We start from the raw sequence: 23,564 nt of genomic DNA, 5'->3' as shown, positions 1-23,564 counted from the left end.
CCAGCGTGCGGGCCGGCGCTGACCGATCACTGACAGGCGCGGGCGGCCAGCGTCAGCGCCTGGTCCTGGGTGAGCGAGGCGCCGGCCCGGTAGAGGTCGTCGAAGCTCGCGCCGTCCAGGCGCCCGCGCACGGCGCCGGCCACCCGCGCCACCGTCGGGTCGCCGTCGACCGGCAGCCCGCGCAGCGCCACCGCCGCGCCGAGCAGCCTCGCGGCGTCGCGGTGCTCGTTTCTGGCTACCGCGAGGCCCGCCACCGCCTCGGTCGCGGTGGCCGCGATCAGCGCGTGCCGGCCGTCCAGGGCCCCGCGGAGGCGGTCCGCCGCCTCGTCCAGCTCGCCGACCGCCGCCGCGACCAGACCGAGCGTGACCAGCGCGCGCGGGTGCGCCTCGGGCGGGCGTATCCCGGGCGCCGGGGTGTCGGCGAGGGCGCGGGCGGCCTCGGCGCGGGCGGTGGCCAGGTCGCCGCGCAGCCTGGCCAGCTCGGCAAGGCCGCCGTGCGCGCGGGCCACCCGGGCGGCGGCGCCGGTCCGCGCGGCGATCGCCAGCGCGCGGCGCAGGTCGTTCTCGGCGTCACGCTCGGTGCCGGAGCGGGCGTGCCATTCGGCGCGGCGGCAGAGCAGCTCGGCGGTGTCCTCCGGGGCGCCGAGCTGGACGGACAGCTCGACGGCCTCGTCCAGGTAGGCCAGCGCCTGGTCCCGCCGGCCGCGCCAGCCGGTCAGCTCCGCCAGCTCGGCCAGCGTCTTGACCAGCCCCCAGCGCTCGCCGAGCACCCGGAAGCGCTCCAGCGCGCGGCGCAGGGCGCGCTCGGCGTCGTCGGCGCGGCCCAGGTGCAGCGCGCGCAGCCCGTCGGAGAGCGGGCGCAGCGCGTGGTTCCACGGGTCGGAGTCCAGCAGCGCGTCCGGGGGCGGCGCCAGGCGCCCGTCCGGGCGCGGGCCGGCCAGGCGCGCCCAGAGCACCGTGAGCATGGGCTGGCGGGGCGGTTCGGTCCAGGTCGCGGCCAGCGAGTTGAGCGCGTCCAGGTGCTCGCCGAGGTCGGCGCCGGCGCCGGCGGCGGTGAGCACGCACAGCGCGTACTCCTCGGCCAGGCTCTCGGGCGGGCGCGGGCCGATCCGGTTTGCCAGCTCGGCGCAGGTGGCCCCGGCCTCGCAGCCGTGCCCGCGCAGCCACCAGTACATGGCCAGCGCGCCGCACAGCCGCAGCGCCAGCACCGGGTCGTTCGCCACCGCCCAGCGCAGGGCCGCGCGCAGGTTGTCCAGCTCGGCGTCCAGGCGAGCCAGCCACTCCAGCTGGTCGCCGCCGCGCAGCCGGGGGTCGGCCCGGTTGGCCAGGGCGAGGTGGTGTTCGGCGTGCCCTCGGCGCAGCCGTTCGGCCTCGTCGGCGTCCAGCAGCCGGGCCGCGAACAGCCGGATCGTCTCCAGCATCCGGTAGCGCCCGTCGGCGAGCTGGACCAGCGACCTGTCCACCAGCGAGGCCAGCGCCGGCACCGGGTCCGGCGGCCCGCACACCCGCTCCACCGCCGCCACGGTGGCGCCGCCGGCGAACACGCTGAGCCTGCTCAGGGTGGCCCGCTCGCCGTCGTCCAGCAGCTCCCAGCTCCACGCCACGACGGCGTGCAGCGTGGCGTGCCGGGCCGGGGCCGCCGCCCGCCGTTTCCGGGACAGCAGCGTGAAACGGTCGTCCAGGCGGCGCGCCAGCTCGTCCAGCGGGAGCGCGCGGGCGCGGGCCGCCGCCAGCTCGATGGCCAGCGGCAGGCCGTCCAGGGCGGCGCAGATGCGGGCCATGGTCTCGCCGGAGGCGGTGTCGGAGCCGGTGTCGGAGGCGGTGTCGGGGGCGCTGGCCAGACCGGACCTGGACGCGAACAGGGCGACCGCCGCCGGTACCGGCAGCGTGGGGACCGCGAACGGGGCCTCGCCGTCGATGGCCAGCGGCTCTCGGCTGGTCGCCAGCACCCGCAGCTCCGGGCAGCCGGCCAGCAGCCGGTGCACGACCTCGGCGGCCGCCTCGACGACGTGTTCGCAGTTGTCCAGGACGAGCAGGCTCGGCCCCTCGGCGAGCGCGGCTCGTACGTGCGCGAGGTGAGGCCCGTCGTCATCGCGCAGCCCGAGCGCGGACCGCAGCGCCGCGATGACGCCCTCGGGCTCGGTCACGGGGCTCAGGTCGGCGAAACGGGCCGGCCCCGGGTGCCGGCGGGCGCCCGCCACGGCCAGCCGGGTCTTGCCGATGCCGCCGGGGCCGGTCACCGTCACCAGCCGGTGGGCTTTCAGCGCGGACGCCAGCTCGTCCAGCTCGCGCTCCCGGCCGACGAACGCGTTCGGCCACTGTGGCAGCGGCCTCGGCCTAGGGCCACCGGCCTGTGCGAGCACGTCGAGGTGGGCGCGGCGCAGCTCGGGCGAGGGGTCGGCGCCGAGCTCGTCGGCCAGCGTCGCCCTGGCCTCCTCGAACGCGGCCAGCGCCTCCGCGTCCCGCCCCTGGGCGGCCAGCGCCCGCACCAGCAGCGCCCTCGGCCGCTCCCGCAACGGGTGTGCCGCGACCATCGCGCGCAGCCGCGCCACCAGCCCGTCCGCCGAGCCCAGCGCCAGCTCGGCGTCGACCAGGTCCTCCGACGCCTCGACCCACCGCTCGTCCAGCTCGGCGGCCACCCCAGGGGCGTCGTCCAGATCGGCCAGCGCGCGCCCGCGCCACAGCCCGAGCGCCGTGCGCAGCCGGTCCGCCGCGGCGGCGTGCTCGCCCCCGGCCAGCGCCTCGCGGCCGGCGTCGGCCAGGCGCGCGAACTCGTGCGCGTCGACCTCCTCGGGGCGCACCGCGAGCCGGTAGCCGCCGGGGTGGAACTCCACCAGCGCCGCGTCCGCCCCCAGCCGCCGGCGGATCCGCGACACATGCGCCTGCAGCGCGTTCGCCGCCCCGGCCGGCGGCGCGCCGCCGTACACCGCGTGCAGCAGCCGGTCCACGGTCACCACCCGGCCCGCGTCCAGCACCAGCAGGGCGACCAGCGCCCGGGCCTTCCGGCTGCCGAGCGTGACGGGCGCGCCGTCGCCCCCGGTCACCAGCAGGGGCCCGAGGATCCCGAACCGCACCCGGGCGTTTATACCTCCCGCGCCGCCCCGGGCAGCACCACGACGTGCTCGGTGGCCAGCTCCAGCGCGACCGGCTCGCCCACCCGGGGCGGGCACTGGCCGAGGCGGGCCAGCTCCACCTCGTCCAGGCGCGCCCGCAGCCCCAGCCCGTCCAGGTCGACCAGCAGGTTCACCGCGCTGCCCAGGTAGGTCGAGCGCCGCACGGTGCCCTTCAGCGCGGTGTTGCGCCGGTCCGGGCCGGCGGGGTTGAGCCGCACGTGCGCGGCGCGGAACGCGAGCGTCACCCGGTCGCCGGGGGTGAGCGGCGCGGGCGGGGCGGGGGCGCGGACGTCCAGGGTGTGGTCGTGGACACGGACGGTCACCGTTGTCGTGTCGTGAGCGGTCACGGCGCCGTCCCACAGGTTCTGGTAGCCCAGGAAGTCGGCCACGAACGGCGTGGCGGGCCGGGTGTAGAGCTCGCGCGGGCCGCCGACCTGCACGATCCGGCCCCTGTCCATCACCACCACCCGGTCGGCCAGCGCGATCGCCTCGTCCTGGTCGTGCGTGACGTACACCGAGGTCATGCCGTAGGCGTCGTGCAGCGAGCGGATCTGCTGGCGCATCGTGTAGCGCAGCCGGGCGTCCAGGTTGGACAGCGGCTCGTCGAAGAACACCAGCCTCGGCCGCGCCACCATCGCCCTGGCCAGCGCCACCCGCTGCTGCTGCCCGCCGGACAGCGTGGTGGCCAGGTGCTCGCCGCGCCCGGCCAGGTCCACCTGTTCCAGGATCTCCGCCACCCTGGCCGCGATGTCGCGCCTGGGCAGCCCGGCCAGCCGCAGCGGGTAGGCCACGTTGCCGAACACGGTCATGTGCGGCCACAGCGCGTAGCTCTGGAACACCATGCCGACCTTGCGCTTCTCCGGCCGGACGAACACGCCCCGGGCGGCGTCGGACACGGCCTGGCCGCCGATCCGGACCTCACCGGCCGTCGGCTCCTCCAGCCCGGCCAGGCAGCGCAGCGTGGTGGTCTTGCCGCACCCGCTGGGCCCGAGCAGCACCACGAACTCGCCGTCCTCGATCCTCAGGTCGATGCCGTCGACGGCGGCGTGCCCGTCGAACAGTTTCCTCAAGCCGCCGATCTGGACCTCTGCCATCGTCCACTCCGTGTTTTGTTGAATGTCGGGCTGTCCATCGAGACCGCCTCCGGCGGTCGCGCGCCGTCGCGTCGATCTCCCGGGTCTCGTAGGCCCGGCGCAGGGTCCGGCGCTCAGGCAGACCTCCGGCCTGCCATCGCTCAGCCGGACTCATGTACAGCCCTCCGCCGTGAGTCAGGTGCGTGCCCGTAGCCGGTGGTAGCCGCCCGCCCAGTAGAGCAGCGGCTCGCCGTCGCGCCCGCCCGCCGCGACGACCTCGCCGATCAGTATCTGGTGGTCGCCGCCGGGCAGCAGGGCGTGCAGCGCGGCGTCGAACCAGCTCAGGCAGCCGCCGACCACCGGCGACCCGGTCTGCACCACCTCGGTCGGGACGCCGGGGAACCGGTCGCGGGCGCGGCCCCGGCCCGGGGTGGCGAAGTACCGGGACACCCGCTGCTGGTCGGACGCGAGCACGCTCACCGCGAAGTGCCCGGACGCGCGCACCTCGGCCAGGAACGGGCTGGCGGCGTTCACCGACACGGTGACCAGCAGCGGGTCCAGCGACAGGGACTGGAACGACGAGCAGGTGATGCCGTAGAGGTGCCGGCCGTTGCGGGTGGCCACCACCGTCACCCCGGACGCGAACCGGCCGGCGGCGCGCTTGAACCGCCCGGTCGGGTCGCGGTCGGCGCTCATCCGCCGCGTCCGGCCGGGAAAAGCGGTTCCGCGGAACCGCCTTGCGACGGCGGCGGCGTGCTCACCGGTCCGGCCCGCGCTGCAGGCCGTGGTAGCCGAAGGCGGCGCGCGCCTGGGCCAGCGAGCTGCCGCCGAGTGCCCGGGCCAGGATGCCGGCCTCCCGCTCGGCGATCTCCAACGCCACCGCCAGCACGTCCGCCTCCACCTCGGCCGGGACCAGCACCACGCCGTCGTCGTCCCCGACCAGCAGGTCGCCGGGCCGGACCTGGACGCCCGCGACCCCCACCGGCTCCTGCACGGCGGCCACCTCCACCCGGTCCTTGCCGGTGCGCATGAACCGGCCCCGGCTGTAGATCGGGTAGCCCAGGTCCAGGGCTCGGCGCACGTCCCGGCACACCCCGTCGATCACGGTGCCGGCCACGCCCCGGTGGTGGGCCACGGCGGTGAGGATGTCGCCCCAGACGGTGCGGTCGGTGAGCCCGTCGTTGGCCAGCACCACCACGGCGCCGCGCGGCACCTCGTCGAGGTAGTCGCCCACGGTCCCCGGCGGGTCGCCGGCCGGGCGGTAGCGGACCGTGTACGCCCGCCCGAGCAGCCGCTGCCCTCCCGCCAGCGGCCCCAGCCCGGGCAGCCCGCCGGCGCGCCCCAGCCGGTCCAGCGCGTCGGACACGCTCGCGGTGGACACGTCCGCGAACCGGGGGTCGATCGTCATGACTGTCCCACCTTCGGGAAGCGCGTGTCGTGCATGACCTCGCTGACCGGCCGCCCGGCCGCGACCGCCTCGGCCATCGAACGTTCCCGCGCGACGATCCGCTCGGCCAGCTCGACCACCTCGCCGGCGCCCTCGGCGGCCACGAACACCACGCCGTTGCGGTCCGCCACCACCAGGTCGCCAGGGCTCACCAGCACCCCGGCCACCTGGATCGGGACGTCCATGTCGCGCTGCACGATCCGTCCGCGCGCGCTGACCGGGACCACCGCCCGGGAGAACACCGGCAGGCCGGCGTCCACGCAGTCCGGCACGTCCCGGCAGGCGCCGTCCACCACCACCCCCGCAACCCCGCGCCGGGCGGCCGCCATCGCGAGCAGCCCGCCCCAGCACGACACGTCGGTCCGGCCGTGGTTGTCGATCACGATCACGTCGTCCGGGGCCGCCGAGTCGACCACCGGGCTGGCGATGTGCGTGCCCGGCCCGCCACCGGCCCTCGGCCCGGCCACCACCGTCCGCGCCCGCCCGACCACCGTGCCCCCCGACGGCCACACCGGCGCCAGCCCGAGCACCGCGCCCGGCCGCCCCAGCGTGTCGAGCGCGTCCGACACCGCGCAGCTGTCCACCGCCCGCAGCCGCGCCACCAGGTCTGCCATGACCACCCCCGCGTCAGAGCCCGAACAGCTTCCGGGCGTTGTCCTCGAACAGGGTCCGCCGCGCGTCCTCGTCCAGCCAGTCGATGTCGCGGATGAGCAGGTGGATGTCGTCGAACCACCGCCCGGTCGCCGGGTCGCGCTGCGAGCCGGTGCCCGGCTTCTCGGTGCCGAACAGGCACCTGTCCACGCCCACCGTCCGGATCAGCAGCTCGATCGCGTCCCGGGTGTACAGGCAGGTGTCGAACCACAGCCGGCGCAGCCTGTCCAGGTACGGCTCGCCGCCGGAGCGCACCCCGGACGGCAGGAACCGACCCACCTGGTACGGGATGGCCCCGCCGCCGTGCGAGACCACGATCTTCAGCTCCGGGAAGTCGCGCATGACCGTCGAGGACAGCAGGCTCCAGACCGCGACCGTCTCCTCCTGGATGAAGTGCAGGCTGTACGTCTCGCGGGTGGGCGGCCGGCAGCCGGCGGCGTGGATCACCGCCGGCACGTCCAGCTCGCACAGCGCCTCGTACAGCGGGTACCAGTACCGCTCGCCCAGCGCGGGCGGCACCGAGGTGCCCTCGCACGGGTCCGGGTTGAGCAGGCAGCCGACGAACCCCAGCTCGGTGACCGTCCTTCTCAGTTCCGCCGCCCACTCGGAGACGGGAAGCTCCGGGCTCTGCGGCAGCCCGGCCAGGCCTCGGAACCGGTCGGGAAAGAGCGTGCCGACCCGGTGGATGACGTCGTTGGTCTCCTCGATGAACCAGCGCACCAGGGTGCCCTGCTCGGAGTGCATCATCTGGTACGGCCGGGGCGAGATCAGCTGGACGTCCACGCCCGCTCCGTCCAGGTGCTCGACGTGCGAGGCGTTGCCGAACGCGGGGTTCGGCTCGAACTGGGCGGCCCGCAGCGCGTCGTCGCTGATCCGGGGGCTGCCCCTGCCGTGCGCGCCCCGGTGGGAGAGCAGGTTCGCCTTCCACGCGTACAGCTCGGCCGGCGCGGTCAGGTGGCCGTGTACGTCAATGATCATGTGTAACGCCTCCTACGACAGCGGGGAGGAGATGAGCCGGCGGACTCGCTCGTCGGCCTCGGAGCGGTCGTACATCCGCAGCAGCCGGGTCCGGCCGGCGCCCGGGTCGCCGCGGTGCAGGTACTCGTACAGCTCCTGCCGCGAGCCGAACCCGTCGCCGACCAGCTCCCAGGCGATCCGGAACAGCCGCGACTTCTGGTCCACGCCGATGTCGTGGCCGCGCATGTACCGCTCCAGGAACGGCCGCAGCTCGGGGTTGGCCAGGTCCGCCTCGGACGGCTGCATGATCAGCCCGGACGCGCCGATCCGCCGCAGCACCTCGACGACCCGCGCGGACACCCCCGCCGACCAGTACGCCAGCCCGTAGCTGGGCGCGGGCGCGAGCAGCCCGCCCGGGGTCATCGCCGCTCCCGCCTCAGCGCCCGCGATGCCCAGGCGCAGCGTCTCGGCGTAGGAGATGATCTCGCCGAGCTCCTCCTGGATGCCCCGGAACGCGTCCACCCCGATGCTGTTCGCCAGCAGCGCCGCCACCGAGACGAACACCCGCAGCCGCTCGTGCAGCCTGATGTGCGTGCTCTGCATGCTCCACGCGTTGAGCCGGCCCAGCCCGCGCAGCGCCAGCGGCCCGTCGCCGAGCAGGAACACCCGCTCCCACGGCACCACGACGTCGTCGAAGAACAACATCGCGTCCTGCTCGTCGAACCGGCTGGCCAGGTGGTGGCTGTGCCCGGTGCGGTGCGCGCCCAGCGGCTCGCGGCACAGCGTCTTGAGCCCCTTGGTGTTCATCGGCAGCGCGAACCAGATGACGAACTCCTCGGCCCCCCGCAGCGCGGAGACCCCGTTCAGGTAGACCATCACCTCGTGCGCGAACGGCGCCAGCGTGGCCAGCTGCTTCGCGCCCCTGATCACCACGCCGTTGTCGTTCTCGCCGACCACCCGCAGGGCCAGGTCGGGGTGTTCGAGCGGGCTGGCGCTCCGGTCGATCTGCGGGTCGCCGAGCGCGTGGGTGAGCACCAGGTCGTGCTCGGACGCGAACCGGTGATAGTCGACCGCGTGAGCGCCGAACCCCGGGCGGTGTGCCTCCAGCTCGTCGCGGTAGTCGTAGAGCCCGACCACCACGTTGGACATAAAGTCCGGGGAGCGGCCCAGCTGGCCCCAGCTCTCCCGCATCCACCACTCGGTGGCCGCCAGCTTGGCCCGCAGCTCCTCGCGGGTCCGGGGCAGCGAGTACGCCAGGCTCACCGGGTTCGCGGTGCGCTCGCTGGTGTACAGCGTGGCCGCGCGCGCCGCCGGGTCGGTCAGGCGCAGGTCGAACAGCCGGGCGAACTCGTCGATCACGCCCCGGAACGCCGGGTGCTCGCCGACGTTCTTCACCCGCTCGCCGCTCAGCCAGACCTCACGGCCGTCGTCGAGGCTGTCCCGAAAGCGTTCGCCGCTCAGGGCCCCGCTCGCGCCGGTCACATCCATGTCCGGACGCTAACCGCGCCGCAGTGCCCGGCTCACCGGTTCGTTGTGCGAAATCCGCCCGCACCCCGTGCGACACGGTGTCTGACCCGACGGCTCAGCCGTGGCGCCAGGCCGCCGTGACGAAGCCGCGCAGCAGCTCGTCGTTCGGGGTGGCGGCGGCCGGGTGCTCGGTGAGGTTGGCCAGGCGGTCGTCCGACGCGCTCTGGGTCAGGGCGCCGACGGCGAACAGGTAGCTCCACTCGTACCAACCCTCCGGCCGGCCGGGGCGGACCTCGCGCAGCGCGGCGATGAACCGCCGGGCCATCGGGTCGAACAGCTCGCGGATGATCGGGCGCCGGGGGCTGGACGGGTCGGCGGCCTCGCGCAGCACCAGGCGGCGGTACCAGGTGCCCTGCTCGCGCAGCGCCATGACCGGGTCCATGAACGCCGCGACCAGCCGGTCCAGCGCGTCCGGCGCGCGCGGGTCGCCGAGCGTCTCCAGGCGTTCCAGCCGCTGCTCGTTGACGTACTGGCGGCGTTCGAACACCGCCGAGTAGAGCGCCAGCTTCGACGGGAAGTGGTAGCCGAGCAGCGACAGCTGGACCCCGGCCGTCGAGGCGACCTGGCGCAGCGTGGCGCCGTCGTAGCCGTGCTCGGCGAAGATCCGCTCGGCGGCGTCCAGGATGCGGACGCGCCGGTCGGTCGCCGCCGGGGCGGCCGCGCGCGCGGCGGGGGACATGGCGGCGAGGCTACTGGACGTCCGTGCAGCCGGCCTCTTGACGCTCTTGACTGGACGCTCGTACAGTTCCGGCTCGGGCCGAGGCGGTGGAGGCGATGGTGCGCACGCGCTGGGTGGTGCTGGGCGGGGGCTTCCTCGCGTACATGTTCGACGCGCTGGAGATCCTGCTGCTGTCGCTGGCGCTGCCGGCGATCCGCGCGGACCTGGGGCTGACGCCCGCGCAGGGCGGCCTGCTCGCCACCGCGACGCTGCTCGGGATCGGGCTGTCCAGCGTCAGCGTGGGCTACCTGTCGGACAACTTCGGGCGGCGCACGGCGCTGGTCGGCTCGCTGGTCACGTTCGGGGTGTGCACGGCGGCGCTGGCGGCGGTGCCGGGGTTCGCGCTGTTCCTGGTGCTGCGGTTCGTGGCCGGGTTCGGGCTGGGCGGGGTGTGGAGCGTGGTCTCGGCGTACGTGGTGGAGACCTGGCCGAGCCGCTCGCGCGGCAAGGCGGCGGCGTTCGTGCTGAGCAGCTTTCCGGTGGGGGGAGCGGTGGCCGCCGTGCTGTCCGGGCTGTTCCTGCCGAGCTGGCGGCTGTTGTTCCTGGTCGCGGGGCTGGCGGTGGCGATGCCGGTGCTGGTGGTGGTGCTGCTGTTCCCGGAGTCGGGGGAGTGGGAACGGGAGCGCGCGGCGCGGGCCGACACCGGGCGGGTGTCGATCGGGGAGATCTTCGTGCCCGGGCTGCGCGGGCGCACGGTGGTGGCCACGCTGGTCGCCGCGCTGGCCCTGACCGGCTGGTGGGGCGGGTCGACCTGGCTGCCGACGTACCTGAGCGCGGAGCGCGGCATCGCGGCGGGCACGGTCGCGGTGTACATGACGGTGCTGAACCTCGGGATGTTCCTTGGCTACAACGTGTTCGGCATGCTCGCCGACCGGATCGGGCGGCGCACCGCGATCATCGTCTCGCTGCTCGGGGTGGCGGCGACGCTGCCGCTGTACGCGCTGACCTCGGACCCGACGGCGCTGATGTGGTTCGGGCCGCTGTTCGCGTTCTTCGCGGCGTTCACCGGGCTGTTCGGCTCGTACCTCGGCGAGCTGTTCCCGACCCGGGTGCGGACCACCGGCGCCGGGTTCAGCTTCAATGTCGGGCGTGGGGTGTCGGCGTTCGCGCCGTTCGGTCTGGCGGCGCTCGCGGCGGTGACCGGGCTGGGCGGCGGGCTGCTGGTGTGCGCCGGGTTCTTCGCCGCCGCCGGCCTGCTCACCTTCCTGCTGCCCCGCGAGCCCGATGCCCAACCGAGCACCCTGGAAGGAGCCGTGGATGCGGCGAATCGTTGACCTGTCGGTGCCCCTGCGGGCGGGGATCGCGTCCGACCCGCCCGGGCTGCTGCCCGAGATCGACTACCTGGACCACGAGCAGACCCGCGACGACGTGCTGCGGTTCTTCCCCGGCGCGGGCGTCGACGACCTGCCCGACCGGGAGGGGTGGGCGCTGGAGCACGTCCGCCTGTCCACGCACAACGGCACGCACCTCGACGCGCCGTACCACTACGCGTCCACGATGGACGGCGGGAAGCGGGCGATCACCATCGACGAGGTGCCGCTGGACTGGTGCTTCCAGCGCGGGGTCAAGCTGGACTTCCGGCGGTTCGACGACGGGTACGTGGTGACCCCGGAGGACGTCGACGTCGAGCTGGAGCGGATCGGCCACGAGCTGGCGCCGCTGGACATCGTGCTGGTCAACACCAGCGCGGGCGCGCGCTACGGCCACGACGACTACCTGAGCAGGGGCTGCGGGATGGGCCGGGACGCGACGCTGCACCTGCTGCGCCAGGGCGTGCGGGTGACCGGCACCGACGCCTGGAGCTGGGACGCCCCGTTCGTGCACACCGCCCGCCGCTACGCCGAGGAGGGCGACGCGAGCATCATCTGGGAGGGCCACCGGGCCGGCCGCGAGATCGGCTACTGCCACATCGAGAAGCTGCACAACCTGGAGGCGCTGCCCGCTCACGGGTTCGACGTGTCGTGCCTCCCCGTCAAGATCCACAAAGCATCGGCCGGCTGGACGCGGGCGGTAGCGATCTTCGAGGAGGCGGCGTGAGCCGGATCGGGTCGCTGCGCCTCGACGGCGTGCGGCGGTACGGCATCGTTACCGACGGCCACATCGACCTGCTGGATCGCGAGGCCGACGTCTTCGAGGCGCTGGCGACCGGTTCACTGCGCGTCGGCGAGCGGCTGCCCTGGGACGAGACGGCACCGCTGGAGGTGCCGTTCCCCGTCGCCACGATCAGAGACTTCATCACGTTCGAGCAGCACACCGCAGGCTCGCTGCGCTCGGTCACCGGGGCGGCGCAGGTGCCGGACGCGTGGTACGAGGCGCCCGCGTTCTACTTCACCAACCCGCACGCCGCGATCGGCTCCGGCGCGCCGGTGCCGATGCCCCCTGGCTGTGAGGTGCTGGACTTCGAGCTGGAGGTGGCCGCCGTGATCGGCCGGCCCGGGTTCAACCTGACCCCGGACGAGGCCGCCGGGCACATCGCCGGGTTCACCATCCTCAACGACTGGTCGGCCCGCGACCTGCAGGCCCGCGAGATGCGCGTCGGCCTGGGCCCGGCCAAGGGCAAGGACACCGCCACCACGCTCGGCCCGGTCCTGGTCACCCGCGACGAGCTGCGTGACCGGAACGGACGCTACGACCTGGCCATGGAGGTGTTCGTCAACGACACCAGGATCGGCGGCGACACCCTGGCGAACATGGCCTGGACGTTCGCCGAGCTGGTCGCCTACGCCAGCCGGGGGACCTGGGTGCGTCCCGGCGACGTCCTGGGCTCCGGCACCTGCGGCGGAGGCTGCCTGGCCGAGCTGTGGGGGTGGCGGGGCGAGCGGTACCCGCCGCCGCTGCGGGTCGGGGACACCGTGCGGATGACCGTCGAGGGCATCGGCACCATCCGCAACACGGTGGTCACCGGTCCTGAGCTGCACGAGGTGCGGCCCGCGCGCCGTGGCCGTCCGAGCCCACCCTGACCGGGCCGTAGCCCAGCAGCCGGGCCACCCGCAGCCCGACGTGCAGCTCGCTGCGCACCCGCCCGTCGGCCAGGTCGACGTTGATGATCTTCTTGATCCGGTCCAGGCGGTAGTACATGCTGCTGCGGTGGATCACCAGCCGCCGCGCGCTCTCCTGGGCGTCGCCGCCGGTGTCCAGGTAGCAGTCCAGGGTGGTCCACAGGTCCGGCCCCTTGTCCTCCTCGGCGAGCAGCAGCTGCACCGGGGTGGGCAGGTCGCGGACGGTCATGTGTTCGAGCGGCAGCCGTAGCAGCAGCCGGTCCACGCCCAGGTCGCGCCAGCTCGCCAGCGCGCCGTACGCCGGGTCCAGCCAGGCCGCCCTGGCCGCCGTCCCTGCCTCGCGCGCGGCCTCGGCGATCTGGTCGAGGGTGGGGCGCGGGTCGCCGACGCCGGCGCGGACCGGGCCGGTCAGCCGGGCGGCGAGCAGCTCGACCTTGACCGGCCGGGGCAGCACCAGCACCGCTTGGACCACAGGGTCGTCGAGCACCGTCCCGCACGCCGTGGCCGCGCACAGCGACAGCAGCTCGGCCAGACAGCCCTCCAGCCGCGCGCGCGTCTCGGCGCTCGAATCTGACGGCGCGCCGGCCAGCACCATCGCCGTGTAGCGGTCCGAGGCGCGCAGGTGCCCCTCGCCGACCAGCCGCTCGCCGGCCTGGTGATCACCGCGCAACAGCTCGCCCAGCAGGGCGTCGATCCGTCGCTGGTCGCCACCCGGCCGGCCGAGCCGGTGCCGGGCCAACAGCTCGGCGAACTCACCGTTCGCCTCCGCCAACACCCGCCGCTGCCAGCCGGGTGGCTCGTCGCCGGCGTCCGGGTCGACGTACACGATGTAGCCGAGCAGCTCGCCGTCCCGCCGCACCGGGAAGACCACCCTCGGCGGGCTGCCGGTGGTCGGCTCGCGGGGGATGACCACCGGCCCCTCGGCGTGCCGCACCCCGGATTCCTTGATCAGCTTGCTGGCCCTTGCCGAGCCCCGTCGGGACAGGATGATCGAGATGCGGGCCGGGTCGACGTCGCCGTCGTGCCTGCTGAACTCCACCAGTCGCAGCCCGGTGTCGAACACCACCACCGGCCGCCCCAGGCGGGCGGCCAGCGACTCGGTGATCTCGGGGGACAGCATCCGCCCGTCCCGCTCAGCCGGCGCCGTGCCAAAACATATGATAATTATAACCTCATGACTCAAGCGGCGGTCCGGGTCCGCGTCGGCTCCGTGCACGAGTTCGCCGAGGGGCACCGCGTGCTGGTGCCGCACGGGCGGTACGCGGTCGGGGTGTTCCGGGTGGACGGCGAGTTCCGCGCCTACCGCAACGTGTGCCTGCACCAGGGCGGCCCGGTCTGCGAGGGTCGCTACTTCCCGCTGATGACGGCGGTGGTGGACGCCGGCGGCCGGGCGCTGGGCGAGCGCTACGACGAGTCCGAGCCGCACCTGGTCTGCCCGTGGCACGGCTGGGAGTACGACCTGCGCACCGGCGAGTTCTGCGGCGACCGGCGCCGGCGGCTGCGCTCCTACCCGGTCACCGTGGAGGGGGAGGACGTCTATGTCGTACTCGACTGAGTCCGAGCCGGACATCGACGAGGTCAGACGGCTGATGGAGCGCGCGGTGCGGGGGTACGGGCAGCTGGTCGAGTCCGGCCAGGCGGTCCCGGTGCTGGACGCCGACCACCGGGTGACCGCCACCGACGCGGCCCGAGCGGCCAGCGCGCTGCTGCACGCGGTGAACCTGGAGGTCTTCGAGCTGGCCCTCTGGGAGACCTGGGGCGGCCGGCCCTGGCAGACGGCGGGGGAGTGAAGGAATGCGCGAGCTGTACGACAGGGGCCAGATCCAGATCGAGAACCTGCTCGGCAACGCCCAGCGCCAGGCCGAGGAGCGGCGCCTGCACGAGTTCACCATCGTCGACGTCGACTCGCACCACTACGAGGACCGGCGCTGGGACGAGATCATCCCGTACATCGACGACGACCAGATCCGGGACTGGGCCAGGGCGATGACCCAGCGCTCCGGCAAGGCCGCCGCGACCACGATCACCACCGCCCAGCTCGGCCACCAGGAGATCTCGGGCCGGGTGCTCCGGGCCGGCCGCAACCAGCTCGCCTCGCAGCACGACCTCGGCGCGAGCAAGCGCCACGACGACGTGGTCAGAACCATCTGGTCGATGGACATGATGGGCATCGACTACACGGTCATGTTCCCGACCCCGATGCTGCACCTGTCGCTGCATCCCGCGCCCGAGGTGGAGGTGGCGCTGGCCCGCGCCTACACCCGCTGGCTCACCGAGGAACTACTCCCTCAGGACGACCGGATCAAGACGCTGGTCTACCTGCCGTTCAACGACCCGGCCGCGAGCCTGGCCTTCGTCGAGGAGTTCGCCGACGTGCCGGGCGTGGTCGGCTTCATGGTGACCAGCATCCGTTACCGGGGCGTGCACGCCAACGAGTACGCGCCCGTCTACTCCGCGATCCAGGACACCGGAAAGCCGCTGGCCTTCCACGCCGCCTACAACTGGCACGAGCAGGCCATGACCCAGCTCAACAAGTTCATCTCCGCGCACGCGCTGGGCTTCACCTTCTGCAACATCATCCACCTGACGAACATGCTGGTGAACGCGATCCCGGAGCGGTTCCCCCGGCTCAAGCTGATCTGGGTGGAGTCCGGCCTGGCCTGGATCCCGTTCCTGATGCAGCGCCTGGACAACGAGTACCTGATGCGCACCTCGGAGTGCCCGGGCCTGAAACGCCTGCCCAGCGAGTACATGCGCGAGATGTACTATTCCACCCAGCCCATGGAGCGCACCGGCTCGCCCGCGCTGATGAAGGCCAGCTTCGAGGAGATCAACGCCGAGAACACCCTGCTGTACTCGTCGGACTACCCGCACTGGGACTTCGACGTGCCCAGCGTCATCCTCGACCTGCCGTTCCTGTCCGAGCACGCCAAGCGCAGGATCCTCGGCGGCAACGCCCTGGACCTGTTCGGCCTGCCCGCCGGCAAGCGCGCCCCCCGCGCCGCCGCGACCCGGCCCGCGTTCACCGGCGGCGAGCCCATCGAGCCCGCGCTGTCCTGACCGGTCACTCGGTGGCGAGCATGACCTCCGTCGACTTGATCACGACGGTGACCGGGGCGCCGGTGGCCAGGCCGAGGTCCTCGGCGGCGTCCTTGGTGATGCTCGACGTGATCTGCTGGCCGCCGCCGATGTCGACCTTGACGATGGTCATCACGGCGCCGACGTCGACCGAGGCGACGGTGCCGGCGAGCTGGTTGCGGGCCGAGAGCCGCACGGAGACCTCCCTAGTTGCTGATATAACGCGGGGAGCCTAGGGGCGGTCGTCCCCAACGCGCGCGAGGTGCGGCGGCGCGTCCGGGTGCGGGGTCACCCCGTGGCCGCAGGCTTGGGGATGAAGTCGTGGATCAGGTGCCAGGCGCTGGGCATCTCGCCGACCGGGACCTCGATCAGGGTGGGGCCGGCGTACCCGGCGGCGGTCGCGATCGCGGACGTGAGCGCGTCGGGGGTGGTGACCCGCACGCCGGGGATGCCGTACGCGCCGGCGAGCGTGACCAGGTCGGGGTTGACTAGGTCGGTGCCGAGGACGCGGCCGCCGAAGCGGGTGCGTTGGGTGCGGCGGACGTTGCCGAAGGCGCCGTCGGTGAACACGACGGTGACCAGGCCGATGTCGTACTTGCGGGCGGTGGCCAGCTCGGAGCTGCCCCAGCCGAAGCCGCCGTCGCCGTTGATCGACACCACGGTCCGGCCGGGGTTGCCGACGGCGGCGCCCAGCGCGGTGGGGAAGCCGTAGCCGAGGGTGCCCTGGTAGCCGGGCGTGAGGTAGGTGCCGGGGTGGTAGACCGGGTAGGCCACCTCGGACAGGTAGCCGACCTGGGTCAGCTCGTTGACCAGGATGCCGTCCTCCGGGATCGCCGCGCGCAGTGCCCGCACCCAGGATGCCTGCGGGACGATCTCCGCGATCTCCTTGGCGGCGTGCTCGCGGGCGGCGTCCAGCTCCGCCGTCACACCTGGCCGGGCGGCGGGCGCGCCGTCCAGCTCCGCGCGCAGTGCGGCCAGGCCGAGCCGGGCGTCCGCGTGCAGCGCCACGTCCGCGCGGCGGGGCTCGCCGAGGTCGCGCTCGGCGGCGTTCAGGAGTACGAGCGTGGCGTCCGGCGCGGTGGACACCGGCACGGCCTTGCCGGTGACGAACCGGCTGCCGACCACCAGCACGGCGTCGGCCAGCGGCAGCACCCGCCGCCCGGCCAGGCTGGTCAGCGCGAGCGGGTGCCTGTCGTCCAGCGCGCCCCGCCCGTGCTGGCTCATGATCACCGGCGCCCGCAGGTGCTCGGCCAGCGCCCGCAGCTCCTGGGCGCCGCGCGAGGCCAGCACCCCGCCGCCCGCGTAGATCACCGGCCGTTTCGCGCCGGCCAGCGCGGCGGCCGCCCGCGCCACCACCGCCGGATCGGGCTGGACCAAAGCCGGCGCCCCGGACGGCTCGGCCAGCTCGACGTCCGCGCTCGCCGCCAGCACGTCCGGCGGGATCTCCACCGCCGCCGGTTGCGGCCGCCCTGAGCGCACCGCCCGGAACGCCTCGCTGACCAGCGCCGGCACCTCGCCCGGGCCGCGCGCGAACCCGCTCCACTTGGTGACCGTGCCCAGCGTGGCGCTCTGCCCCCGAACCTCGTGCAGCATCCCCAGCTCGCGGCCGATCGCGTCCGACGGGATCTGTCCGGCGATGCACACCACCGGCGAGGAGCACGCATAGGCCGTGGCCAGCGCCGCCATCGCGTTGAGCACCCCCGGGCCGGGCACCACCATGCACACCCCGGGCCGCCCCGTGGTGCGGGCGTAGCCGTCGGCCATGTACGCCGCGCCCTGCTCGTGGCGGGTGTTCAGGTACGCCACCCGGTCGCGCACGCCGGCCAGGCCGTCCACCGCGGAGTCCAACTGCACGCCCGGCACGCCGAACAGCTCGGTGACACCCTCCCTGGCCAGCTGGTGCGCCAGTGCCTCGCCGCCGGTCATCTCCATGTCCGTGCTCCCTTGACAACCCGTTGTGACGTAAACATCATAACTTCAAAGCATTAGCTATTTGACGGGTCCGCGCGTCCGCAAGGGAGCGGCATGACGGCAACGACGCCTCCGGCTGTGAGCATGCTCGCCCCGGCGCGTCCCCGCCGGCCGCGCGCGGCCAGGGTGCTGCTGGCGGCGGCGTGCGCGGCGGTGTTCCTCTGGCCGGTGGTGATGGTCGCGGTCGGCGCGTTCCGGACCTCGCTGCCGGGGACTCCGGGCGGCTGGACGGTCACCAAGCTGGTGGACACCTACCTGTCCCCGGTGACCTACCAGGTGCTCGCGCAGACCGTCTTCTTCGCGGTGTCGGTCACGGTGGTGTCGACGTTGCTGGCGCTGTTCTTCGCCTGGGTGGTGGCGCGGACGGACACCCCGCTACGGCGGCTGGTGACGCCGATGATGGGCCTGGTGCTGGCGATGCCGCCGCTGTTCTTCGCGATCTCCTGGGGCATGCTCGGCAACCAGCGGGTGGGGCTGCTCAACACGGTCTACCAGTGGCTGACCGGGGCCGGGCACGGCTTCTTCAACGTCGAGTCCTGGTTCGGGCTGATCCTGGTCAGCTCGCTCAAGGCCGCCTCGTTCAGCTACTTCCTGCTGCTCGGGCCGTTCCTGACCATGGACCGCTCGCTGGAGGAGGCGTCGCTGACCGCGGGCGCGGGGCGGGCGCGCACGTTCTTCCGGGTCCAGCTGCCGCTGCTCACCCCGGCCATCAGCGGCGCGGCGTTCCTGACCATGCTGGCGTTCCTGGAGGCGTTCGACATCCCGGAGATCATCGGGATCCCGGCCGGCATCCGGGTGCTGCCCACCCAGATCTACAGCCACATCAACGCCACCTACGGCGGCCAGTACGCCGAGGCCAGCTCGCTGGCGATGTGCCTGATGCTGATCATCCTGGCGCTGGTGGCGGTGCGCGCGCGGCTGCTCGGCGGCCGCGAGTTCACCACCGTCAGCGGCAAGTCGTACCGGCTGGAGCGCTGGAAGCTGGGCCGCGCGCGGTGGCTGGGTACGGGCGGCATCCTGGGGTACGGGCTGCTCGCGCTCGTGCTCCCGCTGGCGCAGCTCTACCTCGGCTCGCTGCAGTCGCTGTTCGGCCGCTACGACGGCTTCTCGCTGGACAACTACGCCGCCGTGCTGGACGACGCGGAGATCACCGGCGCGATCCGGGACACCGCGCTGCTGGCCGTGCTCGGCGGCCTGGTCACCGTGGTGGTGTGCACCGGGCTGGCGGCCGTGCTACGCACTCGGGGCGGCCTGGCCGAGCGGCTGGTCACGATCAGCGTGTGGATGCCGATGGCGCTTCCCGGCATCGTGCTCGGGCTGGGGATCATGTGGTCGTTCCTGTCCGTGCCCGGGCTCAACCAGCTCTACGCCACCATCTGGATCCTGCTGGTCGGGCTGTTCATCGGCGCGGTGCCGGTCGGCATGCGGGCGGCCGAGGGCGCGCTGGCCCAGATCCCCCGCGACCTGGAGGAGGCCGCCCGGATCGGCGGGGCGTCGCGGGTGCGGGCGTTCGCCGGGGTCGTCGTCCCGCTGATCGTGCCCAGCCTGCTGTCCGGCTGGCTGCTGGTGGCGATCATGATCTCCGGGAACCTGGCGATCCCGGTGCTGCTGGCCTCGCCGACCAGCCAGACCGTCTCGGTCGAGGTGCTCAAGCTCTATCAGAGCGGCGAGATCTCCCAGGCGGCGGCGGTGTTCTGCGTGATCTCGACGGCCATGGCGGCGGTCGGCGTCGTGGTCGGAGTCGTCCGGGCGGTGCTGTCCCGGCGGACCTTGCTGAGAGGAACGGGATGAACATCCGAGGACTTGGGCTGGCCGCGCTGGCCGCCGCACTGCTCACCACCGCGTGCGGCGGATCGGGAACCAAGAGCGTCGACGCACAGAGCCTGGACCTGGCCCCGCTCGGCGTCTCCGCGCCCGCCGAGCGGACCATGCGCGACCTCTACACGGCCGCGGTCAACAGCGGCAAGACCAAGATCGTGATCTACGGCCCGAACCAGGCCGTCTACCAGCCGGTGGTGAACAAGGCGTTCGAGAAGCGCTTCCCCGGGCTGTCGGTGAGCGGCCAGCCGTACACCGGCGCCGAGCTGGAGTCGCGGCTGGCCACCGAGTTCTCCTCGGGCAAGCACGTGGCCGACCTGATCGAGTCGACCACGTACATCTACCTGGACAAGGACTACTACCAGCCCTACGTCCCGACCACCGCCGCCGCGCTGGGACACCGGTTCCGGGGCCCGAAGGACATGCTCTGGGGCGCGTCCGGGACGTTGTTCGGGTTCATGTACAACACCGACAAGATCAAGGCGGCGGACGCGCCCAAGTCCTGGGCCGAGCTGGCCGACCCGCGCTGGAGCGGCCAGATCGTCTCCGGCGACCCCAGCCAGCCCAGCGCCGCGTCCGACATGCTGATCAAGCTGCAGTCCGCGGGCGTGGTCGACGACGCCTGGCTGCACAAGCTGGCCGCGAACAAGCTCACGGTCAAGCGCGAGCTGGAGCTGGCCGACCAGGCAGTGGCGCAGGGCGAGTTCGGCATCGTGCTGACCACGATCTACAACTACTACGCCAACGACAAGAAGAAGGGCGCCCCGCTCGCGTTCGTGCACCCCGCCGACGGCGTGATGATCGAGCCGAACTTCTTCGGCCTGGTCAAGGGCGCGGCCAACACCGACGCGGCCAAGCTGTTCCAGGAGTGGCTGTTCAGCAAGGAGGGCCAGCAGCGGTTCGTGGACCTGGGCACCTACCCGCTGATGCCCGGCGCCCCCACCGGCCCCGACCTGCCGCCGGTGGACCGGCTCAAGGTCCTCGACGTCCCGGATCCGGCCGCGATGAACAAGCTCTGGGGCCCCGGCACCACCAAGCTCAAGTCCATCCTCGGCGGCGGGTCGGCGAACTGAGGCGAACTGAAAGGCGGACAGGGATGACTGTGCGAACGCGGGCGGTGCTGGGCGAGCTGCCGAGCTACCGGCCGGGGCGGACGCCGGAGCGGGTGGCGCGCGAGCGCGGGGTGGCGGCGCCGGTCAAGCTGTCCTCCAACGAGACCGTGTTCGACCCGTTGCCGGGCGTCGCCGAGGCCATGGCGGCCGCCGTGACCAGCCCGAACCGCTACCCGGACTTCCACGCCACCGCGCTGCGCGAGGCGGTTGCGCAGACGTACGGGGTAGAGCCCGAGCAGGTGGTGACCGGGTGCGGTTCGGTCGCGCTGTGCCGCAACGTGGTGGAGGCGACGGCCGAGCCCGGCGGCGAGGTGATCGTCCCGACCCCGTCGTTCGACGTGTACGGCTCCGCCGCCCGGATCGCCGGCGCCACCCCGGTCCGGGTGCCGCTGCGCGAGCACGCCCTGGACCTGGACGCCATGGCCGCCGCCGTCACGGACGACACGCAGGCGATCTTCGTCTGCACGCCGAACAACCCGACCTCGACGGCGGTCGCGCGCGCCGAGCTGGAGCGGTTCCTCGACCGGGTGCCGGCCACCGTCCCGGTGGTGCTGGACGAGGCGTACCACCACTTCGTCACCGACCCGTCCGGGGTGGACGGCATGCGGTTGCTGGCCCGGCGGCCGAACCTGGTGGTGCTGCGGACGTTCTCCAAGGCGTACGGGCTGGCCGGGCTGCGGGTCGGGTTCGGCGTCGCCGCGCCGGAGCTGGCCGCCGCGCTGCGCAAGGTCACGCTGCCGTTCTCGGTGTCCAGCGTGGGCGGCGCGGCGGCGGTGGCCTCGCTGCAACCGGCCGCCGCCACGGCGATGGCGGCCAGGGTCGCGCGGGTGGTGGCCGAGCGCGAGCGGGTGAGCAAGGAGCTGGCCGGGCTGGGGTACGAAGTTCCGGCCTCGCAGGCGAACTTCGTCTGGCTGCCGATCGGGGAGCGGTCCGCGGACTTCGGCGCCGAGAGCGAGCGGCGCGGGGTGATCGTCCGGTCGTTCGCGGGCGCGGGCGTGCGGGTCACCATCGGCGCCCCGGAGGAGAACGACGCGTTCCTGCGGATCGCCGCCGAGCTGGCCTGAGCGGACCCTGTTGTGGGCGGAGAGCGACAAACGTTATACATTTTGCCCGCAGTGGGACACGAGAGGGACTTTGCGGCGTGAGTGACGAGGCCGGCGCGATCGCCTGGAAACAGGTGCGGACCGCGCGCGCGTCCGAGCACGTGGTCAGCCAGATCAAGGAGGCGTTCTTCGCCGGGATGCGGGCCGGCGACTGGCTGGGCACCGAGACCGAGCTGGCGCAGCGCTTCGGGGTCAGCCGGATCACCGTGCGGGACGCGATCCGCTCGCTGGAGGCGCAGGGCATCGTCGACGTCAAGGTCGGCGCCCGGGGCGGCCTGCGGATCGCGGAGGGCGACCCCGACCGGTTCGCCGACGCGCTGTCCATCCAGCTGCACCTGACCGGCATCAGCTGGGACGAGCTGACCGAGGCGATGCGCGCGGTGGAGCCGATGACCGCGAGCCTGGCCGCCCAGCGCGCCACCCCCGAGGACGTGGAGCGGATGCGCGCCGCGGTCGCGGACTGCGACCGGCACAGCGGCGAACCGGCCAGGTTCACCGAGCGCGCGCTGGACTTCCACCTGCTGGTGGCCGAGGCGTCCGGCAACCGGGCGCTGCGGGCCTCGGTGCGCGCGCTGCGCTCGGTGCAGATGCTCAAGTTCCGGCCGAACACGTCCACCGAGGTCGCGCACCGGGTGACCCGGATGCACGGCCGGATCGTGGACGCGATCGCCGCCGGCGACGCCGAGGCCGCGCGCGCCGCGATGAACGAGCACCTGGAGCTGGTCTCCAAGGGCGGGTCGCGCAACACCGCCGTGTGAGCCGGTCGTGTCGCGCAACCGCCTGACGCCGTGGCGGTTCGTGCTGGCCTTCGGGGTGGTCAGCATGCTCGCGGACCTGGTGTACGAGAGCGCGCGGGCGATCACCGGGCCGTACCTGGCCACGCTCGGCGCCGGCGCCGCCGTTGTCGGCCTGGTGACCGGGGCGGGCGAGGCGGTCGCGCTGGTGTTCCGGCTGGTCACCGGGCCGCTGTCGGACCGCACCCGGCGCTACTGGCCGATCACCATCGCCGGGTACCTGATCACCGTGGTGGCCGTCCCGCTGCTCGCGGTGGCCCAGACGTTCGGCCAGGCCGCCACCGCGGTGATCACCGAGCGGTTCGGCAAGGCGGTGCGCACGCCCGCCCGCGACGCGATGTTGGCCGGCGCGGGCAGCGGCATCGGGCGCGGCAAGGCGTTCGCGCTGCACGAGGCGCTGGACCAGTCCGGGGCGCTGCTCGGGCCGCTGCTGATGGCCGCCATGATCGGCATCTCCGGGTACCGGCTGGGGTTCGCGGTGCTGGCCGTGCCCGGCGCCCTGGCCGTGTTGACCCTGCTCTGGCTGCGCCGCGCCGTGCCCCGTCCGCTGGAGTACGAGGCCGCCGCGCCCCGCACCGGGCGAGTTGGGCACCCGAGCGAGCCGTGGTGGCGGTTCCCGCGCCGGTTCTGGATCTACGCGCTGTTCGCCGCGCTGACCATGACCGGGTACGCCACGTTCGGCGTGCTGGCCTACCACCTCAAGGCTCACCAGCTGATGCCGGACTGGCAGATCCCGGTCGTCTACGCCGCCGCGATGGGCGTGGACGCGCTGGCGGCGGTGGCGTCCGGCTGGGCTTATGACCGCTACGGCCTGCGCGGGCTGGTCGTGCTGCCCGTATTGGCCGCCGCCGTGCCGTTCCTGTCCTTCGGCGGGGGCGTCGCCATGGTCTGGGCCGGCGCGCTGGTCTGGGGCGTCGCGCTGGGCGTACACGAGTCCACCATGCGCGCGGCCGTGGCCGACCTCGTGCCCGCCGGCCGCCGTGGCTCCGGCTACGGGGTGTTCACCACCGTCTACGGCCTGGCCTGGCTGGCCGGCGGCGCCGTCACCGGTGCCCTCTACGACGCCGCGCCGGCCGCCCTGCCGTGGTTCGTGCTGGCCGCCCAGGCCGCCGCGCTGCTCGCCTTCCTCCCGCTGGTCCGCGCGCTTGACAAGCCTCCGGCTCGCGAGTGAACCTTCTAGAGGTCAGTTCTAGAGGGACATTC

The 23,564-nt window shown here is 73.6% G+C and carries 22 protein-coding genes; 11 read left to right on the top strand and 11 right to left on the bottom strand.

Translation table 11 applies throughout. The features are described from left to right. Nucleotides 1–26: 26 nt before the first annotated feature. The 8 genes from N912_RS0118520 to N912_RS52885 all read right to left on the bottom strand — a co-directional run bounded on the left by N912_RS0118520 (nucleotide 27) and on the right by N912_RS52885 (nucleotide 9,447). On the bottom strand, nucleotides 27–3,074 hold the full coding sequence (locus N912_RS0118520; RefSeq protein WP_028923582.1) for an AfsR/SARP family transcriptional regulator: 3,048 nt from the start codon (nucleotides 3,072–3,074) through the stop codon (nucleotides 27–29). An 8-nt stretch (nucleotides 3,075–3,082) separates the two neighbouring features. Then, nucleotides 3,083–4,207 (bottom strand): ABC transporter ATP-binding protein, encoded by a 1,125-nt coding sequence (locus tag N912_RS0118515; protein ID WP_028923581.1) that lies wholly within the window; start codon nucleotides 4,205–4,207, stop codon nucleotides 3,083–3,085. 174 nt (nucleotides 4,208–4,381) lie between these two features. After that, nucleotides 4,382–4,882, bottom strand: a complete 501-nt coding sequence (locus N912_RS52890; RefSeq protein ID WP_037065322.1) for a flavin reductase family protein — start codon at nucleotides 4,880–4,882, stop codon at nucleotides 4,382–4,384. A gap of 61 nt (nucleotides 4,883–4,943) precedes the next feature. Continuing rightward, the gene (locus tag N912_RS0118505; RefSeq protein WP_028923580.1) at nucleotides 4,944–5,594 is read right to left on the bottom strand and encodes an RraA family protein; all 651 of its coding nucleotides are present in this window, start codon (nucleotides 5,592–5,594) and stop codon (nucleotides 4,944–4,946) included. Then, nucleotides 5,591–6,247, bottom strand: coding sequence for an RraA family protein (locus N912_RS0118500; protein ID WP_084211033.1), 657 nt, complete (start codon nucleotides 6,245–6,247; stop codon nucleotides 5,591–5,593). Before N912_RS0118500 ends, N912_RS0118505 begins: the two co-directional genes overlap by 4 nt. Before the next feature lie 13 nt (nucleotides 6,248–6,260). Beyond that, nucleotides 6,261–7,262 (bottom strand): amidohydrolase family protein, encoded by a 1,002-nt coding sequence (locus N912_RS0118495; RefSeq protein ID WP_028923578.1) that lies wholly within the window; start codon nucleotides 7,260–7,262, stop codon nucleotides 6,261–6,263. Between the two features lie 12 nt (nucleotides 7,263–7,274). Further along, entirely contained in the window at nucleotides 7,275–8,729 is a 1,455-nt protein-coding gene (locus N912_RS0118490) for a 4-hydroxyphenylacetate 3-hydroxylase family protein (RefSeq protein ID WP_028923577.1), read from the bottom strand. 94 nt (nucleotides 8,730–8,823) lie between these two features. Continuing rightward, a complete protein-coding gene (locus tag N912_RS52885) occupies nucleotides 8,824–9,447 on the bottom strand; it encodes a TetR/AcrR family transcriptional regulator (protein WP_037065321.1) in 624 nt (207 codons plus the stop codon). A 95-nt stretch (nucleotides 9,448–9,542) separates the two neighbouring features. Here N912_RS52885 and N912_RS0118480 point away from each other — a divergent pair, with 95 nt between their 5' ends. From N912_RS0118480 to N912_RS0118470, 3 genes are read left to right on the top strand one after another with little or no spacing between them, the layout of a single operon-like run. Then, a complete protein-coding gene (locus tag N912_RS0118480) occupies nucleotides 9,543–10,760 on the top strand; it encodes an MFS transporter (protein WP_028923576.1) in 1,218 nt (405 codons plus the stop codon). Continuing rightward, the gene (locus N912_RS0118475; RefSeq protein WP_028923575.1) at nucleotides 10,744–11,523 is read left to right on the top strand and encodes a cyclase family protein; all 780 of its coding nucleotides are present in this window, start codon (nucleotides 10,744–10,746) and stop codon (nucleotides 11,521–11,523) included. Before N912_RS0118480 ends, N912_RS0118475 begins: the two co-directional genes overlap by 17 nt. Further along, nucleotides 11,520–12,446, top strand: a complete 927-nt coding sequence (locus N912_RS0118470; RefSeq protein WP_028923574.1) for a fumarylacetoacetate hydrolase family protein — start codon at nucleotides 11,520–11,522, stop codon at nucleotides 12,444–12,446. The genes N912_RS0118475 and N912_RS0118470 overlap by 4 nt, the downstream gene beginning before the upstream one ends. On the opposite strand, the gene N912_RS52880 is transcribed toward N912_RS0118470, so the two are convergent. Further along, entirely contained in the window at nucleotides 12,385–13,605 is a 1,221-nt protein-coding gene (locus N912_RS52880) for a PucR family transcriptional regulator (protein WP_051580397.1), read from the bottom strand. The genes N912_RS0118470 and N912_RS52880 overlap by 62 nt on opposite strands. A gap of 54 nt (nucleotides 13,606–13,659) precedes the next feature. Between N912_RS52880 and N912_RS0118460 the strand changes: the two genes are divergently transcribed. Genes N912_RS0118460 through N912_RS52875 form a run of 3 tightly spaced genes read left to right on the top strand, consistent with a single transcriptional unit; the run spans nucleotide 13,660 to nucleotide 15,545 of the window. Beyond that, the gene (locus N912_RS0118460; RefSeq protein ID WP_028923573.1) at nucleotides 13,660–14,040 is read left to right on the top strand and encodes a Rieske (2Fe-2S) protein; all 381 of its coding nucleotides are present in this window, start codon (nucleotides 13,660–13,662) and stop codon (nucleotides 14,038–14,040) included. After that, on the top strand, nucleotides 14,024–14,275 hold the full coding sequence (locus tag N912_RS0118455; protein WP_028923572.1) for a hypothetical protein: 252 nt from the start codon (nucleotides 14,024–14,026) through the stop codon (nucleotides 14,273–14,275). Before N912_RS0118460 ends, N912_RS0118455 begins: the two co-directional genes overlap by 17 nt. A gap of 4 nt (nucleotides 14,276–14,279) precedes the next feature. Further along, nucleotides 14,280–15,545 (top strand): amidohydrolase family protein, encoded by a 1,266-nt coding sequence (locus tag N912_RS52875; protein ID WP_051580396.1) that lies wholly within the window; start codon nucleotides 14,280–14,282, stop codon nucleotides 15,543–15,545. A 4-nt stretch (nucleotides 15,546–15,549) separates the two neighbouring features. On the opposite strand, the gene N912_RS0118445 is transcribed toward N912_RS52875, so the two are convergent. After that, nucleotides 15,550–15,759 (bottom strand): TOBE domain-containing protein, encoded by a 210-nt coding sequence (locus N912_RS0118445; RefSeq protein ID WP_028923571.1) that lies wholly within the window; start codon nucleotides 15,757–15,759, stop codon nucleotides 15,550–15,552. Between the two features lie 92 nt (nucleotides 15,760–15,851). Next, on the bottom strand, nucleotides 15,852–17,495 hold the full coding sequence (locus tag N912_RS0118440) for a thiamine pyrophosphate-binding protein (protein ID WP_028923570.1): 1,644 nt from the start codon (nucleotides 17,493–17,495) through the stop codon (nucleotides 15,852–15,854). Between the two features lie 93 nt (nucleotides 17,496–17,588). On the opposite strand from N912_RS0118440, the gene N912_RS52870 reads away from it, so the two are divergent. From N912_RS52870 to N912_RS0118415, 5 genes are all read left to right on the top strand, one after another. Beyond that, on the top strand, nucleotides 17,589–19,325 hold the full coding sequence (locus N912_RS52870; protein ID WP_084210993.1) for an ABC transporter permease: 1,737 nt from the start codon (nucleotides 17,589–17,591) through the stop codon (nucleotides 19,323–19,325). After that, complete coding sequence (locus tag N912_RS0118430; RefSeq protein WP_028923569.1) at nucleotides 19,322–20,425, top strand: ABC transporter substrate-binding protein; 1,104 nt, start codon at nucleotides 19,322–19,324, stop codon at nucleotides 20,423–20,425. The genes N912_RS52870 and N912_RS0118430 overlap by 4 nt, the downstream gene beginning before the upstream one ends. Nucleotides 20,426–20,448: 23 nt before the next feature. Next, nucleotides 20,449–21,528 carry a histidinol-phosphate transaminase gene (gene hisC / locus N912_RS0118425; RefSeq protein WP_028923568.1) on the top strand — a complete coding sequence of 360 codons (1,080 nt, stop codon included), beginning with the start codon at nucleotides 20,449–20,451 and terminating at the stop codon, nucleotides 21,526–21,528. A 77-nt stretch (nucleotides 21,529–21,605) separates the two neighbouring features. Further along, the gene (locus N912_RS0118420) at nucleotides 21,606–22,325 is read left to right on the top strand and encodes a FadR/GntR family transcriptional regulator (protein WP_028923567.1); all 720 of its coding nucleotides are present in this window, start codon (nucleotides 21,606–21,608) and stop codon (nucleotides 22,323–22,325) included. A gap of 7 nt (nucleotides 22,326–22,332) precedes the next feature. After that, complete coding sequence (locus tag N912_RS0118415) at nucleotides 22,333–23,532, top strand: MFS transporter (RefSeq protein ID WP_028923566.1); 1,200 nt, start codon at nucleotides 22,333–22,335, stop codon at nucleotides 23,530–23,532. The last annotated feature ends 32 nt before the right edge of the window (nucleotides 23,533–23,564 follow it).

The sequence above is a fragment of the Actinospineispora acaciae DSM 45401 genome, assembly GCF_000620785.1.
Taxonomy (GTDB): Bacteria; Actinomycetota; Actinomycetes; order Mycobacteriales; family Pseudonocardiaceae; genus Pseudonocardia; species Pseudonocardia acaciae.
The sequence above is the reverse complement of the archived record's forward strand: the minus strand, read 5'-3'. Positions and strand labels throughout refer to the sequence as shown.

Coding starts and splice junctions, on each gene's coding strand:
- N912_RS0118495 (WP_028923578.1), bottom strand. CDS start 7,262: ATGATCATTGACGTACACGGCCACCTGACCGCGCCGGCCGAGCTGTAC.
- N912_RS52890 (WP_037065322.1), bottom strand. CDS start 4,882: ATGAGCGCCGACCGCGACCCGACCGGGCGGTTCAAGCGCGCCGCCGGC.
- N912_RS52880 (WP_051580397.1), bottom strand. CDS start 13,605: ATGCTGTCCCCCGAGATCACCGAGTCGCTGGCCGCCCGCCTGGGGCGG.
- N912_RS0118490 (WP_028923577.1), bottom strand. CDS start 8,729: ATGGATGTGACCGGCGCGAGCGGGGCCCTGAGCGGCGAACGCTTTCGG.
- N912_RS0118500 (WP_084211033.1), bottom strand. CDS start 6,247: ATGGCAGACCTGGTGGCGCGGCTGCGGGCGGTGGACAGCTGCGCGGTG.
- N912_RS52875 (WP_051580396.1), top strand. CDS start 14,280: ATGCGCGAGCTGTACGACAGGGGCCAGATCCAGATCGAGAACCTGCTC.
- N912_RS0118430 (WP_028923569.1), top strand. CDS start 19,322: ATGAACATCCGAGGACTTGGGCTGGCCGCGCTGGCCGCCGCACTGCTC.
- N912_RS0118460 (WP_028923573.1), top strand. CDS start 13,660: ATGACTCAAGCGGCGGTCCGGGTCCGCGTCGGCTCCGTGCACGAGTTC.
- N912_RS0118440 (WP_028923570.1), bottom strand. CDS start 17,495: ATGGAGATGACCGGCGGCGAGGCACTGGCGCACCAGCTGGCCAGGGAG.
- hisC (WP_028923568.1), top strand. CDS start 20,449: ATGACTGTGCGAACGCGGGCGGTGCTGGGCGAGCTGCCGAGCTACCGG.
- N912_RS0118505 (WP_028923580.1), bottom strand. CDS start 5,594: ATGACGATCGACCCCCGGTTCGCGGACGTGTCCACCGCGAGCGTGTCC.
- N912_RS52870 (WP_084210993.1), top strand. CDS start 17,589: ATGACGGCAACGACGCCTCCGGCTGTGAGCATGCTCGCCCCGGCGCGT.
- N912_RS0118475 (WP_028923575.1), top strand. CDS start 10,744: ATGCGGCGAATCGTTGACCTGTCGGTGCCCCTGCGGGCGGGGATCGCG.
- N912_RS52885 (WP_037065321.1), bottom strand. CDS start 9,447: ATGTCCCCCGCCGCGCGCGCGGCCGCCCCGGCGGCGACCGACCGGCGC.
- N912_RS0118455 (WP_028923572.1), top strand. CDS start 14,024: ATGTCGTACTCGACTGAGTCCGAGCCGGACATCGACGAGGTCAGACGG.
- N912_RS0118480 (WP_028923576.1), top strand. CDS start 9,543: ATGGTGCGCACGCGCTGGGTGGTGCTGGGCGGGGGCTTCCTCGCGTAC.
- N912_RS0118515 (WP_028923581.1), bottom strand. CDS start 4,207: ATGGCAGAGGTCCAGATCGGCGGCTTGAGGAAACTGTTCGACGGGCAC.